This is a genomic window from Caballeronia sp. KNU42 (assembly GCF_053760385.1).
Genome location: NZ_CM132388.1, coordinates 358758 through 372951 on the forward strand (window position 1 = coordinate 358758; position 14194 = coordinate 372951).

Below are 14194 nucleotides of genomic sequence, written 5' to 3' on the forward strand. Positions count from 1 at the left end.
TCGAAACAAAACGTAGATTTTGTAGGCAGTTTTAACCGATATCGATGTGTTTCGACGGCGTGCTTTTCAGCGTCGCAAGGTGGTTCATGGAAGGCTTCACGCCCCAGGTGCCGCACCTTCGAATACGCGTAGAGAAGCGGCATGTGCTTATCAAACAGGTTATGCAGGTTGCGTACGCGCTTCCAATGAGCGCCGCCGCTTCGAGCCCACTTGCATGATCGTGAATTCCATCCACCTTAGGGGCTTACATGACTAACGAAGCTAACGTTGCAAAGGACCAGGCGTATGTAGTGCCATTCGAGCAGTTGCGAATGACCGATGTCGACATTGTCGGCGGCAAGAACGCGTCGCTCGGCGAAATGATCAGCCAGCTCGCCGAAGCCGGCGTGCAGGTGCCGACTGGTTTTGCGACGACGGCGCAGGCGTTTCGCGATTTCCTGCATCACAACAACCTGACCGAGCGCATCGCCAAACGTCTGGAACTCTTCGACGTAGACGACGTGAAAGCACTTGCCGAAGCCGGCAAGGAGATCCGCCAATGGATCGTCGACGCGCCGATGCAACCGCGCCTCGAAGAACTGATTCGCAAAGGCTTCGACACGCTGCAAAACGGCTCGCCGGAGGAGCTTTCGTTCGCCGTGCGCTCTTCGGCGACCGCTGAGGACTTGCCGGACGCATCGTTCGCGGGTCAGCAGGAAAGCTACCTGAACGTGGTCGGCATCGAGGAAGTGCTCGACCGCATGAAGCACGTGTTCGCGTCGCTGTATAACGACCGCGCTATTTCGTATCGCGTGCACAAGGGTTTCACGCACGCTGAAGTTGCGTTGTCGGCGGGCGTGCAGCGCATGGTCCGCTCGGACGTGGGCGCGGCCGGCGTGATGTTCACGCTCGATACCGAATCAGGCTTCAAGGACGCCGTGTTCATTACGTCGAGCTATGGTCTCGGCGAAACGGTCGTGCAGGGCGCAGTCAACCCGGACGAGTTCTACGTCTTCAAGACCACGCTCGAACAAGGCAAGTACCCGATCATCCGCCGCTCGATCGGCTCGAAGCTCATCAAGATGGAATTCACGAGCGCTGGCGAAGCCGGCCGCGTGAAGACCGTCGACGTGACGCACGAGCAGCGCAACCGCTTCTCCATCACCGACGAAGACGTGATCCAGCTCGCGAAGTACGCGGTGATCATCGAAAAGCATTATCAGCGTCCGATGGATATCGAGTGGGGCAAGGACGGCCGCGACGGCAAGATCTTCATCCTCCAGGCGCGTCCTGAAACGGTGAAGAGCCAGGCTGCGGGCAAGGCCGAAATGCGCTTCAAGCTGAAGGGCCAGTCGAACGTGCTGGCCACGGGCCGCGCTATCGGCCAGAAGATTGGTGCAGGTCCCGTGCGCGTGATTCACGATCCGTCGGAGATGGATCGCGTTCAGCCCGGTGACGTGCTGGTCGCCGACATGACCGACCCGAACTGGGAGCCGGTGATGAAGCGTGCATCGGCCATCGTGACGAATCGCGGCGGCCGGACCTGCCACGCGGCCATCATCGCGCGCGAACTGGGCGTGCCGGCAGTGGTCGGTTGCGGTGACGCCACCGACGTGCTGAAGGAAGGCCAGTTGGTGACGGTGTCGTGCGCTGAAGGCGATGAAGGCAAGATCTACGACGGCTTGCTCGAAACCGAAGTGACCGAAGTCGAACGCGGCGATCTGCCCGAGATTCCGGTCAAGATCATGATGAACGTCGGCAATCCGCAACTCGCGTTCGACTTCTCGCATCTGCCGAATGCAGGCGTGGGCCTGGCGCGGCTCGAGTTCATCATCAACAACAACATCGGCGTGCATCCGAGGGCGATCCTCGAGTACCCGAACATCGATGCCGACCTGAAGAAGGCCGTGGAAAGCGTCGCGCGCGGTCATGCATCGCCGCGAGCGTTTTATGTCGACAAGCTGACCGAAGGCATCGCGACGATCGCGGCGGCGTTCTATCCGAAGCCGGTGATCGTGCGCTTGTCCGACTTCAAGTCGAACGAGTACAAGAAGCTGATCGGCGGTTCGCGTTACGAGCCGGACGAAGAAAACCCCATGCTCGGCTTCCGGGGCGCATCGCGTTACATCTCGGAGGATTTCGCCGAAGCCTTCCAGATGGAATGCGTCGCGTTGAAGAAGGTGCGCGAAGAGATGGGCCTCGACAACGTCGAGATCATGGTGCCGTTCGTGCGTACGCTGGCGCAGGCTGAGAAGGTCGTTGGCCTGCTCGAGAAGTTCGGCCTGAAACGCGGCGTGAACGGTCTGCGGCTGATCATGATGTGCGAGATTCCGTCGAACGCGATTCTTGCCGAAGAGTTCCTGCAGTTCTTCGACGGCTTCTCGATCGGATCGAACGACCTGACGCAGCTCACGCTGGGCCTGGACCGCGATTCGGGCATGGAGCTGCTCGCAGTCGACTTCGACGAGCGCGACCCGGCTGTGCAGTTCATGCTCAAGCGCGCGATCGAAACGTGTTTGCGGCTCGGCAAGTACGTGGGTATTTGCGGTCAAGGTCCGTCGGACCATCCAGACCTCGCCGAATGGCTTGCGAAGGAAGGCATTGAGTCGATGTCGCTGAATCCGGACACGATCATCGACACATGGAAGACGCTGGCCAAGGCTTTGAATAAGTAAAACATGCGGCTGCATCGAAAGTGGATCAAGCTTTCAAAACAGTAAGCGTGCTATAACACCCCGGACGTTCCGGGGTGTTTTTGTTTGGAGGTAACGCATGGCTGCTAACGGATATTTTTGGTGGATCGGCGCCGGGGTGCTCGTGTTGCTCGAGCTGATGTCCGGTACGTTTTATCTATTGATGGTGGCGATTGGTTTTATCGCGGGCGGCATCGCGCATTTGCTTGGCGCGGGGCTGGAGATCGAGCTGCTCGTGGCCGCGCTGGTCGCGATGATCGCGGTCACTGTATTGCGGCGCTCGAAGCTGGGGCACATCACGCGGCGCGATGCATCGCATGATCCGGGCGTGAACCTGGACATCGGCGAGACGCTGAAGGTGAACGAGTGGCACGAGGGCCGCGCGCGGGCGTTGTATCGCGGGGCGGAGTGGGACATTGAACTCGCGCCGGGGGAGACCGAAGGCGCGCATATGTACAGGATCACGGCGTTTTCCGGCAACACGCTGGTGGTGGCGGCAAAACGCTGAGATGTTGGACCGGGGTTTGAGCCTGCATAAGCAGCTCAATAGGCAAGACACGCATAACAAGGAGTAGAGATGGACGTGACTATCATCGGGGCAATTTTGCTGATCATCGTCATCGCGATTGCCGCGCAGACGATCAAGATCGTGCCGCAACAACATGCATGGGTGCTGGAGCGGCTCGGGCGCTATCACGCGACGCTGACGCCGGGGCTGACCATCGTCGTGCCGTTCGTCGACCGCGTGGCCTACAAGCACGTGCTCAAGGAAATTCCGCTCGAAGTGCCAAGCCAAGTATGTATCACGCGCGACAACACGCAGCTGCAGGTGGACGGCGTGCTGTACTTCCAGGTGACCGACGCCATGAAGGCGTCGTATGGGTCGAGCAACTTCATCTACGCGATCACGCAGTTGTCGCAGACCACGTTGCGTTCGGTCATCGGTAAGCTCGAACTCGACAAGACTTTCGAAGAACGCGACTACATCAACCACAGCATTGTCACGTCGCTCGATCAGGCCGCGGCGAACTGGGGCGTGAAGGTGCTGCGCTATGAAATCAAGGATTTGACGCCGCCGAAGGAAATCCTGCACGCAATGCAGGCGCAAATTACGGCCGAGCGTGAGAAGCGGGCGGTGATTGCTGCGTCCGAAGGTCGCAAGCAGGAGCAGATCAATATTGCATGGGGCGCGCGCGAGGCGGCCATTCATAAGTCCGAAGGCGAGCGTCAGGCGCAGATCAATCAGGCTGAAGGCGAGGCATCGGCCATTCTGGCGGTGGCTGTGGCGAATGCTCAGGCGATTGAGAAGATCGGCGCGGCGATACAAACAGCCGGCGGCGTGGAAGCGGTGAACCTGAAGGTTGCCGAGCAATATGTGACGGCGTTCGGGAACATCGCGAAGCAGGGCAATACGCTGATCGTGCCGGGGAATTTGTCGGAGATGAGCTCGATGATCGCGTCGGCGCTGAGCATCATCAAGGGCGATGGAACGGCCGGCAGCGTGATTCGTAAGAGCTGAAGCCTTACGTAGAATCAGCAGCCGCATGAAAAAAGGGCGTCGACTTATATGGTCGACGCCCTTTTTGATTGGATATGCTCCCGATCATGCTGGTGGTGCTCAATGCTTGGCGCCGCGCATGATTTGCGCTTTTTCGCGTTCCCAGTCGCGCTTTTTCTCGGTTTCGCGTTTGTCGTGCAGCTTCTTGCCCTTGGCCAGACCAATCTCGCACTTCACGCGGCCGCCTTTGTAGTGGAAGTTCAGCGGAACAAGCGTATGCCCTTTCTGCTCGACCTTGCCGATGAGCTTCGAGATCTCTTCGCTGTGCAGCAGCAGCTTGCGGGTGCGGACCGGGTCCGGATGGATGTGGGTCGACGCTTCCGGCAACGGGCTGATATGCGCGCCGATCAGGAACAATTCTCCGTCGCGAATGATGACGTAGCCTTCCTTGATCTGGCCGCGGCCGGCCCGCAACGCCTTGACTTCCCACCCTTCCAGCACGAGCCCCGCCTCGTAGCGATCTTCGATGAAGTAGTCGAAGAAGGCTTTTCTGTTGTCGATGATGCTCATGAATGAAAAGTGCCTAACTCGTTTAAAATCCTGATTTTAGCAGCGCGGGCGAGGTAAAGCCCGCAAAGCTTCCCACTCTTGCCACGCGTTGCGCCCTTTATGGCAGATGTCCAGAAAACTGTATTGATCCGTCATTCTGCAGAGCAGATGTTCGACCTCGTCACCGATGTCGCCGATTACCCGAATTTCTTGCCATGGTGTGGAGGTGTGGAAGTAGGTCGACACGACGAACACAGCATGGAAGCGAAGATCCACATCAACTTCAAGGGCATCAAGCAGCATTTCGCCACACGTAATGTGCATACACGACCGACTACCATCGATATGGAGTTCATGGACGGCCCTTTCAAGAAGTTCACCGGGTACTGGCGTTTTACACCGCTGCGGGCGGACGCCTGCAAGATCGAGTTCGCGTTGCACTACGAGTTTTCGAACATCATTCTCGAGAAAATCATCGGGCCGGTTTTCAATCACATTGCGCACACGTTCGTGGATTCGTTCGTGAAGCGCGCCGATCAGCGGTACGGCAAGTGATGACTCTTTCCGTTGAGGTTTGTTATGCGCTGCCGGAGGGGAAGAGTGCTGTGCGCGCGCTTTCCCTGGGCGAAGGCGTGACTGTGCGGGAGGCAATCGATGCAAGTGGTTTGCTTGCACAGTTTCCCGAGATCGACCTGAACGTGCAGAAAGTGGGCGTTTTCGGGAAGATCCAGGCGCTGGATGCGGTTCTCGCCGATCACGACCGGGTGGAAATTTATCGGCCGCTGAAGGTTGATCCGAAGCTGGCGCGGCAAAGGCGGGTTGAAAAGACGCGGCGCGGCGGGTCTATTGAAGGGCGGCGGTGGACGCGCAAGGAAGCGCGGTAAGAAGCGCGGTAAGAAGTGCGATAAGGCTGATCTGGGCGCGCGCGGCATCTTTGCAGGTATCCGCAAAACCGAACTTGTACCGAACACAAATCGAGCGAAAAACCGAATCGGCGAGGCGCGTAAATTGCGGTAAAAAATGGGGAACACCGCGTAAGCTGCTGTTCGGGCAGTGAAAATCCGGGGAACTATCGGTATAATTCGGTTTTGCGCCCATAGGATTTGCCATGCGTCTGATCCAGAAAGCACTCACGTTCGATGACGTGCTCCTCGTGCCCGCGTTTTCCAACGTTCTCCCGCGCGACACCAGCCTGAAAACACAGGTTACCCGCAAGATCTCCCTGAATATGCCCCTGCTGTCCGCCGCCATGGACACAGTCACCGAAGGCCGGCTCGCTATTGCGATGGCCCAGCTCGGCGGTGTCGGCATCATTCACAAGAACCTTACCGCTGCCGAACAAGCCCGCGAAGTCGCGAAAGTAAAGCGCTTCGAATCCGGCGTGGTGCGCGATCCGATTACCGTTCCGCCGCAAATGAAAGTGCGCGATGTGATCGCTCTCACGCGGCAGCACGGCATTTCCGGCTTTCCGGTGGTGGAAGGGCCGAAACTGATCGGCATCGTGACGAACCGGGACTTGCGCTTCGAAGAACGTCTCGACGACGAAGTGCGCAAGATCATGACGCCGCGTGAACGTCTCGTGACCGTCAAGGAAGGCACGCCGCTCGCCGAAGCCAAGGCGCTGATGCACAGCCATCGGCTGGAACGTGTGCTGGTGGTCAACGACGCGTTCGAATTGCGCGGCCTCATGACCGTCAAGGACATCACCAAGCAGACCGAACACCCGGATGCCTGCAAGGACGAACACGGCAAGCTGCGCGCTGGCGCGGCAGTGGGCGTGGGTCCGGAGAATGAAGAGCGCGTTGAGCTGCTGTCGGCGGCGGGCGTGGACATCATCGTCGTGGATACGGCGCATGGTCATAGCCAGGGCGTGCTTGAACGTGTGCGCTGGGTGAAGCAGAACTATCCGCACATTGAAGTGATCGGCGGGAATATCGCTACGGCCGCAGCCGCCAAGGCGCTCGTGGAATATGGCGCCGATGGCGTGAAGGTCGGTATCGGGCCGGGTTCGATCTGCACGACGCGGATCGTGGCGGGTGTGGGTGTACCGCAAATCACGGCGGTGGCGAATGTTTCGGACGCGTTGCGCGGTTCGGGCGTGCCGGTGATCTCCGACGGTGGCGTTCGTTTTTCCGGTGATGTCAGCAAGGCGCTTGCCGCCGGCGCGGACGCCGTGATGATGGGCAGCATGCTGGCCGGCACGGAAGAATCCCCCGGCGACGTGTTCCTGTTCCAGGGCCGCCAGTTCAAGGCGTACCGCGGTATGGGTTCGGTCGGCGCGATGAAGGACGGCGCGGCGGACCGGTATTTCCAGGACAACTCGGCGAATATCGACAAGCTCGTGCCTGAAGGCATCGAAGGGCAGGTGGCTTACAAGGGCTCCGTCAACGCCATCCTGTTCCAGGTGGTCGGCGGCGTCCGGGCGAGCATGGGGTATTGCGGCTGCCGCAATATCGGTGAAATGCACGACAAGGCCGAATTCGTCCAGATCACGGGCGCGGGCATGCGCGAGTCGCACGTGCACGACGTGCAGATCACGAAGGAAGCGCCCAACTACCACGTGGACTGACCATGAAACCGCTGCTGCGCGCTGTTCTTGTCATCAATGCACTGATTTTCCTGGCCTTTGGCGTGCTGTTCCTGCTCACGCCATGGACAGCGTTGTGGGCATCGATGCATCTCGTGACCGTGCAGCCGCCGTTTGTCGGACAATTGTTCGGGATCGCGCTGATCGGGATTGCGTGGCTGGCGGTTCATGCGGCTATCGATGGCGCTTTGACTGCGACCGCGGCCAAGGTGTCGGGGCATGTGGAGTGGCTGTCGGGCCTGGTGATGATGGTCTGGCTGCTTGGGTTGCGTACACCCGAGCTGACGGGGTTTGGTCAGGTGATCGCGGCGCTGGTCGGCGTGGCCATGCTGGTCCTGGGACTGGGCAGCGTGAGGCTGTCAGGGGCGGTGCGGCGGCGTGAACGCGCTGCGCTGGCTGGCGCTGCCGCGGCTGGCCGCGCCGAGAAGCGTGCTGCGAAGACCAAGGCGGACGAGCGTGTCGAGCGTGTCACTCCGCAGCCAAGGCCTTTGTCGTCGGACCCCGTCGCTCCGGCGAATCCGCGTTGGGATAGTGAACCCGTTGTGGGGGAGGCTATTGCGCGTCCCCTTGCGCCGGCGCCATCGGCGACTGCTTTTGATCCTGCTACCGGACATGTCATCGATCCGGCCACGGGGCGCTCGCTGGACCCCGCCACTGGTCGCGCGTTCGATCCCGTCAGCGGTCATAAGCTCGATCCTGAAACGGGTCGCCCGATCGATCCTGTCACAGGGCGCACGGTCGATCCGGTGACCGGCCAGTTCATCGATCCGGTTCGACGCGATCCGCGCTGACCGTTTGGGCGTGCAGGGTCGATCGAATGCCTGTCGAGACACGGAGCGTTGCGTTTCGTTGTCTCGATGAACCTGTCTTGCTGCGGTCGGCGTCAAGCGCCGGCCGTTGAACTTTCTGCGTAATGCGATGCGCGGGACTTGGTTCCTGCTGCTTGTGTTTTCGCTTTTACCAACCATTTCCGTTCACTTGCCTTCCGGCCGCTGCCATGCACGACAAGATCCTGATTCTCGATTTCGGCTCCCAAGTCACCCAGTTGATCGCAAGACGCATCCGCGAATCACATGTGTATTCGGAGATCCATCCGTACGACGTCGATGAGGCGTTCATTCGCGAGTTCGCGCCGAAGGGCATCATTTTGTCGGGCGGCCCGAATTCGGTCACCGAACACGGCTCGCCGCGCGCGCCGCAAATCGTCTTCGATCTCGGCGTGCCGGTGCTCGGCATTTGCTACGGCATGCAGACGATGGCCGAACAGCTCGGCGGCAAGGTCGAACTCGGCAACGTCCGTGAATTTGGTTACGCTGAAGTTCGGGCGCATAACCATACGAGCTTCCTGAATAACATCGAAGACTTCCAGACGCCCGAAGGTCACGGCATGCTGAAAGTGTGGATGAGCCACGGCGACAAGGTGTCGGACATGCCGGTCGGATTCAAGCTGATGGCATCCACACCGTCTTGCCCGATCGCTGCGATGGCCGATGACGAGCGCCATTTCTACGGCCTGCAGTGGCATCCGGAAGTCACGCACACCGTGCAGGGACGCGCGATGCTCGACCGCTTCGTGCTCGAGTTGTGCGGCGCGCGGGCGGATTGGGAGATGGGGCATTACATCGATGAAGCGGTGGAGAAGATCCGCGCGCAAGTCGGTGATGAGCATGTGATTCTCGGGTTGTCGGGCGGCGTGGATTCGTCGGTGGCCGCGGCGCTTTTGCATCGTGCGATTGGCGCGCAATTGACGTGTGTTTTTGTTGACCATGGGTTGCTGCGGCTGAATGAGGCCGAGCAGGTCATGACGACGTTCGCTGATCACCTGGGCGTGAAGGTGATTCATGTTGATGCCAGCGATGTGTTTTTATCGAAGCTTGCCGGGGTGACGGATCCTGAAGCGAAGCGGAAGATTATTGGCGCCGAGTTTGTTGAAGTGTTCCAGACGGAAGCTAATAAGCTGAAGGACGCGAAGTGGCTCGCGCAAGGGACGATTTATCCGGATGTGATCGAGTCGGCAGGCAAGGGCAAGAAGGGTCATACGATCAAGAGTCATCACAACGTGGGTGGTTTGCCGGAGACGCTGAACCTCAAGTTGCTTGAACCGCTTCGTGAGTTGTTCAAGGACGAAGTGCGCGAGTTGGGCGTTAAGTTGGGGCTGCCACCGGCGATGGTTTATCGGCATCCGTTCCCGGGTCCGGGGCTGGGTGTGCGGATTCTGGGTGAGGTGAAGAAGGAGTTCGCCGAGCTGCTGCGTCACGCCGATGCGATTTTTATCGAAACGTTGAGGAATACGGTTGATAAGGAATCGGGGAAGTCTTGGTATGAGCTGACCAGCCAGGCTTTTGCGGTGTTCTTGCCAGTGAAAAGCGTGGGTGTGATGGGCGATGGGCGCACTTATGAGTATGTGGTTGCTCTCCGGGCCGTGCAGACGCTGGACTTCATGACCGCGCAGTGGGCTCACCTGCCGCATGAGCTGTTAGGGCATGTTTCGAACCGGATCATTAATGAGGTTCGCGGGATTAATCGCGTTGTTTATGATATTTCGGGGAAGCCGCCGGCTACGATTGAGTGGGAATGATGGCTCTTGAAATTCCCTTTTGAATCAAGGGCTTGTGGTGGTCGATAAACCACGCTGAAGTGCTTCGCTATTTTGCCGATTGCCATAGACGCCGGTGGCCGGCCTCTTCACGACACAGGAGCAGTCACGGGCGGTGACGAAAGAAGTCGTTCCAAAAGATCAATGCCCCCGTGCCTGCTTATCAGTGCGCTGACAAGATCGTCCGGATCCAGAATGAAGGACTCCGTCTTCTTCACGAATCTGAAATAGCTTTCTGCAAGTAGTAGTCCGGCCCTTTCGATCGCATCGATATCGTCAATGTCAGTCTTATTTGAAAAGAACGCGGCGCAAGCCGCTGTTCCCAAGGCGCACATGCCTCGAGATGGCGACCAACGGTCCCAGTGCCAGATGCCCTTGGATGGACAAAAGGTCTCCTCTTCGTCAGACAGCATGTATTTCCACTGACTGCTATTGCACATCCATTGCGGTGGAAGCAGAGCGTCGCCTCGGCTATCTTTCACCACATGAGTGAGGCCGTTGCCGCGAAGCGTTGTTGGCAGATGGCTAAAATAGGTTCGTGCTTTTTCTCGCACATCAGCGGTGCGCAGTTGGTCGGACAACAAGGCGACTAGCTGAGCTTGCGTACCTCCGGTCGTGACGGCCAACATCGCATAACACAAGGACAGCCCCCTGCTATGTAGTGACGACAGATCCAAATATGCTCTTCCTGCAAGCGCTGCTGGGAGATCGGAACGACACTCTCGATCGAGAATGATCGGGATGACGCGAACATTCTCTGAGTCCACAATCTGAGCCAACATTGTGAGTTCGCGATGTAAGCCAGAACCGACTTTAGATGCCGAGGCTATATATTCCTGGTCGCACAGGCAAAGGACGGTAAGTGGCCTTTCGGCCAAAGCTTTTGATATGGCTTCGTCAACCGTTTCGCCAAACGTGATGCTGTCCCGATCCCAGAATACCGAAAACTCGCTCGAAAGATGCAACACGATATCGTCGCGCAGCCACTCTTTTTTTGCGAGTGGTCCACCCCACGCGTATGAAATGAACACTGTTTTCTTATCGTCCATTTAATATTTCCGTCGAGTTTCTACGCGACCTCTTGGAAGGCGAAAATTCAGGGGAAGTTCATTGAGAGTCAGGTGTGTGCTGCACTGCTGGCTCGGGTACGGCCTTTCGAGGTCGTGCTGCCCACTCGCTTCGTGACTGGCCGTGCTTTTTTCTCCACGACGGCCTTCGTCGCGGTTTTGGTTTTCACGGCCGCCTTCGGCACTGCTTCGGGCTTTGCCAGCGTGAGGTGCAGGCCCATTGCCCCGATCACCTTCATGATCGTCGCGAATTCGGCATTTCCCTTGTTGGAGAGCGCGCGGTACAACGCTTCGCGTGCGATGCCCGACTCGCGTGCGAGTGTCGTCATACCACGTGCTTTGGCAACGTCGCCAAGTGCCGCCTGGATCTCGACCGGATCTCCACCTTCAAATGCTTGTGCAAGATACAACCTGTAGTCGTTTTCATCCTTCAGGTACTTCGACGCGTCGAACTCCATCAACTCGCTGACTTTCATGTCAAAGCTCCAACTCTTTTACGATGACCTTGGCGCGCTTGATGTCTGCGGCCTGCGTAGATTTGTCGCCGCCGCATAAGATGATCACCAGCACGTCAACACGCTGCGTGAAATAGACACGGTAGCCCTTGCCCACATCGATTTTCATCTCCGAGACACCGTCGCCTACCGCGCGCCAGTGTCCAAGGTTGCCTAACCGTGCCCGGCTGAGCCGACCAGTGATCGCCGTCGCCGCATGGCGGTCCCGCACGCGGGAGAGCCAAGTGTCAAATTCGGGCGTATTGATCAGCTTCGTCATGCTCAAATTGTAACTTATGGGTTACGGAATTATCAAGCCCCTGCACCGACCGGTGAAACCCTGTTGATCGCTAGGCATGGGGCGATCGTCCCAATGACGATCGCGTTGGACGGAGTCTGACGGTATCGATGACGGTATCGACGTCACGCGAGCGGCGGAAACGCCCCAGACGCAGGGCTCCAGCATCGGATTGACAATCGAATGGGAGTGAAATCGGTTCCCTCTCCAGTGAAAGTCCAATAGCCGAAGTGCGGTCAAAAGTCACCGGAAGTAACCGAGCAACTTCAATTCGCGTTTTCTCAATACCACGCGTAACCACGTCATCGCGGAAGGACCATCAACGTTGACGTCGCCGATGCGTAGAGACGCCCTGACATGTCGGTCAGCCGGCCCTCGGTGAACGCGATGCGTTTTCCGATCGAGATGACCTTCGCTTCTGCCCGAACCGGACCTGTCCTGACCGTGATCGGGCGATGGTAAGAAACCTTCAGTTCAATCGTCGTATAGCCTTGTTCGGCGCTCAGGCACGAGTGGACCGCGCAACCGCATGCCGAATCCAGCAACGCCGCTGAAAAGCCGCCGTGAACGGTCCCTTGCGGGTTGTAGGTTTTGGTTGCCGGCGAGGCCGCAAAGACCGCGACGCCTTCGTCTATTTCGATGAGTTGAAAATCCAGTGTCTCGCCCATCGGCGCTCGTCGACCTTCGTCGATTTGACGCCGCAACGTTTCAAGGCCACTCATTGCGTGTTCAGCAGTGGGAGTCATTCGAAGATCGGTCCTGGTCAGTCAAAAATGAAGTGTTCAATGCGGAGGGTTGTGTTTGTCAAATCAATAGGATGCCTGACGTTTTTCAAGAAAAGCAGTGATGCCTTCGCCACCATCCCTGTGATAAAGCGCGTCCAGAAACGTCATCTTTTCGCGCTCCAGATAGGCAGTTCGATCTTGCGATCCCGCTTGCTGGATCAGTCGCTTCATCAAAGCCAACGCGTGTGGCGAACGCTGTCCCAAGGACTGGGCGAGTTCTTTCGCAGCGTCGATTGCGGACCCGGGCGGGACAGTGCGGTTCACGACCCCGTACGCGGCAAGTTGCCCGGCGTCCAAAGCCGCTCCGTTTAACAGGGCGTCACTCACCGCCGCCTTCGGCAGGCTTCGCACGAGCTCCCATGCACCGCCTCCGTCGGGTGTCAGCGCTACCTTGATATAGGACATGACGAATTTCGCGTTATCGGCGGCAATGATGAAGTCGCATGCCAGGGCGATGGAGAATCCAGCACCGGCTGCGAACCCTTCTACGGCGGCTATCACCGGCTTCGGACAAGCACGAATTGCGGCCGTGCACCGGTTGAGCCCCTCGATGCTGTCAGCCTGGACCGAGCGGGGACGCGACCGGTTGCCGAGCAGCCGCACAAGGTTCCCGCCCGCGCTGAATACACCATCGGCACCGCTCAGGATCACGCAGCGGATGGCGTCGTCCAGAGCCGTGTCCGACAATGCCTTCGCGAGCGCGTCGTACAGCGCCGGCCCCAGCGCATTTCTCGCTGCGGGGTTCGATAGAGTCAGAAACAGCGTGCCGTCGCGCTGTTCAGATAACAGGTGCCCTTGCATAGTGCGGATCGTCTCCACAGGAAGTCATGCCGTGCCGGCGCCTTCGACCGGCCCCCTTTTTGCGCGCGGTTTTGCCACTTTTTTGGCCGGTGGCGGCGGGTTGCCTGTGTCGTTGCTGTCGTCCTCGAAGGCGATCAACCCGGTCAGGATGAATTTGAGCAATCCCTGACGCCACTTCTCGAACGACACCTTGCGTTTAAGGCTGGGTCCGACCGGACGGTCGCTGTAGAACATACTGAGCCCGTGAACGGCCGACCACGCGCATCGTACTTTCAACTCGTCGAAACGCTCGCTTGCGCCACGCTCGGCGAAGTAATCCTCCACGGCCCCATGCAGTAACTCATACGAAGCGTTGCCCGCGGCGAGCAACTCAGGATAGTGCTCCTTACCCACGATCTGCGGCCCGAACATCAGGAAGAACAGGGCAGGTTGCGTAATCGCAAACTCAATATAGCCATCCATCACCACGAGCAAGCGTGCCTCTGCGGTCATTTCGGGCAGCAGGCGCGCACGCCGAACGGTAATCAATTCCCAGAAGCCCTCGGTGGCGATCGCAGCCAGCAGTCCTTCCTTGTCCGCGAACTGGTTGCGCGGCGCGCCGTGAGATACGCCGGCGAGCCGCGCGGCGGAGCGCAACGTCAGTCCGTGGATGCCCTCGCTGGCGAGAATCTCCCGGCCGCAGCGGATCATCTCTTCGCGCAGATTGCCGTGGTGATACGGGCGTCGAACGGCGGCAGGCAAGGCTTTGGTCATGGCGAATGAGAGTCGAGTGAAGGTCGGCAGGGGGATAACGGGAGGTCAAGTTTAACGCGGACGCCGCAGCGAAAAAAGGTGTGCCAGACGGGTC

14 protein-coding genes and 1 pseudogene are annotated in these 14194 nt (G+C 58.8%); 8 read left to right on the forward strand and 7 right to left on the reverse strand.

The annotated features are described in order from the left end of the window. The first annotated feature begins 248 nt into the window (after window positions 1-248). From ppsA to ACSOSP_RS01495, 3 genes are all read left to right on the forward strand, one after another. On the forward strand, window positions 249-2654 hold the full coding sequence (gene ppsA / locus ACSOSP_RS01485) for a phosphoenolpyruvate synthase (protein WP_455309165.1): 2406 nt from the start codon (window positions 249-251) through the stop codon (window positions 2652-2654). A gap of 97 nt (window positions 2655-2751) precedes the next feature. Next, window positions 2752-3180: an NfeD family protein gene (locus ACSOSP_RS01490; RefSeq protein ID WP_455309166.1), complete on the forward strand. Its 429-nt coding sequence runs from the start codon at window positions 2752-2754 to the stop codon at window positions 3178-3180. A 69-nt stretch (window positions 3181-3249) separates the two neighbouring features. Further along, window positions 3250-4191 (forward strand): SPFH domain-containing protein, encoded by a 942-nt coding sequence (locus ACSOSP_RS01495; protein WP_455309167.1) that lies wholly within the window; start codon window positions 3250-3252, stop codon window positions 4189-4191. Between the two features lie 99 nt (window positions 4192-4290). On the opposite strand, the gene smpB is transcribed toward ACSOSP_RS01495, so the two are convergent. Beyond that, window positions 4291-4740: an SsrA-binding protein SmpB gene (gene smpB / locus ACSOSP_RS01500; RefSeq protein ID WP_047896703.1), complete on the reverse strand. Its 450-nt coding sequence runs from the start codon at window positions 4738-4740 to the stop codon at window positions 4291-4293. A 99-nt stretch (window positions 4741-4839) separates the two neighbouring features. Between smpB and ACSOSP_RS01505 the strand changes: the two genes are divergently transcribed. From ACSOSP_RS01505 to guaA, 5 genes are all read left to right on the forward strand, one after another. Next, complete coding sequence (locus ACSOSP_RS01505; protein WP_455309168.1) at window positions 4840-5274, forward strand: type II toxin-antitoxin system RatA family toxin; 435 nt, start codon at window positions 4840-4842, stop codon at window positions 5272-5274. Further along, a complete protein-coding gene (locus ACSOSP_RS01510) occupies window positions 5274-5603 on the forward strand; it encodes an RnfH family protein (protein WP_455309169.1) in 330 nt (109 codons plus the stop codon). The genes ACSOSP_RS01505 and ACSOSP_RS01510 overlap by 1 nt, the downstream gene beginning before the upstream one ends. A gap of 224 nt (window positions 5604-5827) precedes the next feature. Continuing rightward, entirely contained in the window at window positions 5828-7288 is a 1461-nt protein-coding gene (gene guaB / locus ACSOSP_RS01515; RefSeq protein WP_455309170.1) for an IMP dehydrogenase, read from the forward strand. 2 nt (window positions 7289-7290) lie between these two features. Further along, on the forward strand, window positions 7291-8097 hold the full coding sequence (locus ACSOSP_RS01520) for a hypothetical protein (protein ID WP_455309171.1): 807 nt from the start codon (window positions 7291-7293) through the stop codon (window positions 8095-8097). A 206-nt stretch (window positions 8098-8303) separates the two neighbouring features. After that, the gene (guaA, locus tag ACSOSP_RS01525) at window positions 8304-9884 is read left to right on the forward strand and encodes a glutamine-hydrolyzing GMP synthase (RefSeq protein WP_455309172.1); all 1581 of its coding nucleotides are present in this window, start codon (window positions 8304-8306) and stop codon (window positions 9882-9884) included. Between the two features lie 107 nt (window positions 9885-9991). Here the strand turns inward: guaA and ACSOSP_RS01530 are convergent, their stop codons facing one another. The 6 genes and pseudogenes from ACSOSP_RS01530 to ACSOSP_RS01555 all read right to left on the reverse strand — a co-directional run bounded on the left by ACSOSP_RS01530 (window position 9992) and on the right by ACSOSP_RS01555 (window position 14100). Beyond that, on the reverse strand, window positions 9992-10951 hold the full coding sequence (locus tag ACSOSP_RS01530) for a TIR domain-containing protein (RefSeq protein WP_455309173.1): 960 nt from the start codon (window positions 10949-10951) through the stop codon (window positions 9992-9994). A 158-nt stretch (window positions 10952-11109) separates the two neighbouring features. Further along, window positions 11110-11445: pseudogene (locus ACSOSP_RS01535) on the reverse strand (addiction module antidote protein); the annotation flags it as partial. A 1-nt stretch (window position 11446) separates the two neighbouring features. After that, a complete protein-coding gene (locus ACSOSP_RS01540) occupies window positions 11447-11743 on the reverse strand; it encodes a type II toxin-antitoxin system RelE/ParE family toxin (RefSeq protein WP_455309174.1) in 297 nt (98 codons plus the stop codon). A 320-nt stretch (window positions 11744-12063) separates the two neighbouring features. Then, on the reverse strand, window positions 12064-12507 hold the full coding sequence (locus ACSOSP_RS01545) for a PaaI family thioesterase (RefSeq protein WP_455309175.1): 444 nt from the start codon (window positions 12505-12507) through the stop codon (window positions 12064-12066). A gap of 63 nt (window positions 12508-12570) precedes the next feature. Next, entirely contained in the window at window positions 12571-13347 is a 777-nt protein-coding gene (locus ACSOSP_RS01550) for an oxepin-CoA hydrolase, alternative type (RefSeq protein WP_455310799.1), read from the reverse strand. A 24-nt stretch (window positions 13348-13371) separates the two neighbouring features. After that, window positions 13372-14100 carry a TetR/AcrR family transcriptional regulator gene (locus ACSOSP_RS01555; protein WP_455309176.1) on the reverse strand — a complete coding sequence of 243 codons (729 nt, stop codon included), beginning with the start codon at window positions 14098-14100 and terminating at the stop codon, window positions 13372-13374. Window positions 14101-14194: the final 94 nt, after the last annotated feature.

Excerpts from the sequence above, each read along its gene's own strand:
- ACSOSP_RS01520 (WP_455309171.1), top strand. The coding sequence starts at position 7,291 with ATGAAACCGCTGCTGCGCGCTGTTCTTGTCATCAATGCACTGATTTTC.
- ACSOSP_RS01490 (WP_455309166.1), top strand. The coding sequence starts at position 2,752 with ATGGCTGCTAACGGATATTTTTGGTGGATCGGCGCCGGGGTGCTCGTG.
- ppsA (WP_455309165.1), top strand. The coding sequence starts at position 249 with ATGACTAACGAAGCTAACGTTGCAAAGGACCAGGCGTATGTAGTGCCA.
- ACSOSP_RS01545 (WP_455309175.1), bottom strand. The coding sequence starts at position 12,507 with ATGACTCCCACTGCTGAACACGCAATGAGTGGCCTTGAAACGTTGCGG.
- guaA (WP_455309172.1), top strand. The coding sequence starts at position 8,304 with ATGCACGACAAGATCCTGATTCTCGATTTCGGCTCCCAAGTCACCCAG.
- ACSOSP_RS01495 (WP_455309167.1), top strand. The coding sequence starts at position 3,250 with ATGGACGTGACTATCATCGGGGCAATTTTGCTGATCATCGTCATCGCG.
- ACSOSP_RS01550 (WP_455310799.1), bottom strand. The coding sequence starts at position 13,347 with ATGCAAGGGCACCTGTTATCTGAACAGCGCGACGGCACGCTGTTTCTG.
- ACSOSP_RS01530 (WP_455309173.1), bottom strand. The coding sequence starts at position 10,951 with ATGGACGATAAGAAAACAGTGTTCATTTCATACGCGTGGGGTGGACCA.
- ACSOSP_RS01505 (WP_455309168.1), top strand. The coding sequence starts at position 4,840 with ATGGCAGATGTCCAGAAAACTGTATTGATCCGTCATTCTGCAGAGCAG.
- smpB (WP_047896703.1), bottom strand. The coding sequence starts at position 4,740 with ATGAGCATCATCGACAACAGAAAAGCCTTCTTCGACTACTTCATCGAA.
- guaB (WP_455309170.1), top strand. The coding sequence starts at position 5,828 with ATGCGTCTGATCCAGAAAGCACTCACGTTCGATGACGTGCTCCTCGTG.
- ACSOSP_RS01555 (WP_455309176.1), bottom strand. The coding sequence starts at position 14,100 with ATGACCAAAGCCTTGCCTGCCGCCGTTCGACGCCCGTATCACCACGGC.
- ACSOSP_RS01540 (WP_455309174.1), bottom strand. The coding sequence starts at position 11,743 with ATGACGAAGCTGATCAATACGCCCGAATTTGACACTTGGCTCTCCCGC.
- ACSOSP_RS01510 (WP_455309169.1), top strand. The coding sequence starts at position 5,274 with ATGACTCTTTCCGTTGAGGTTTGTTATGCGCTGCCGGAGGGGAAGAGT.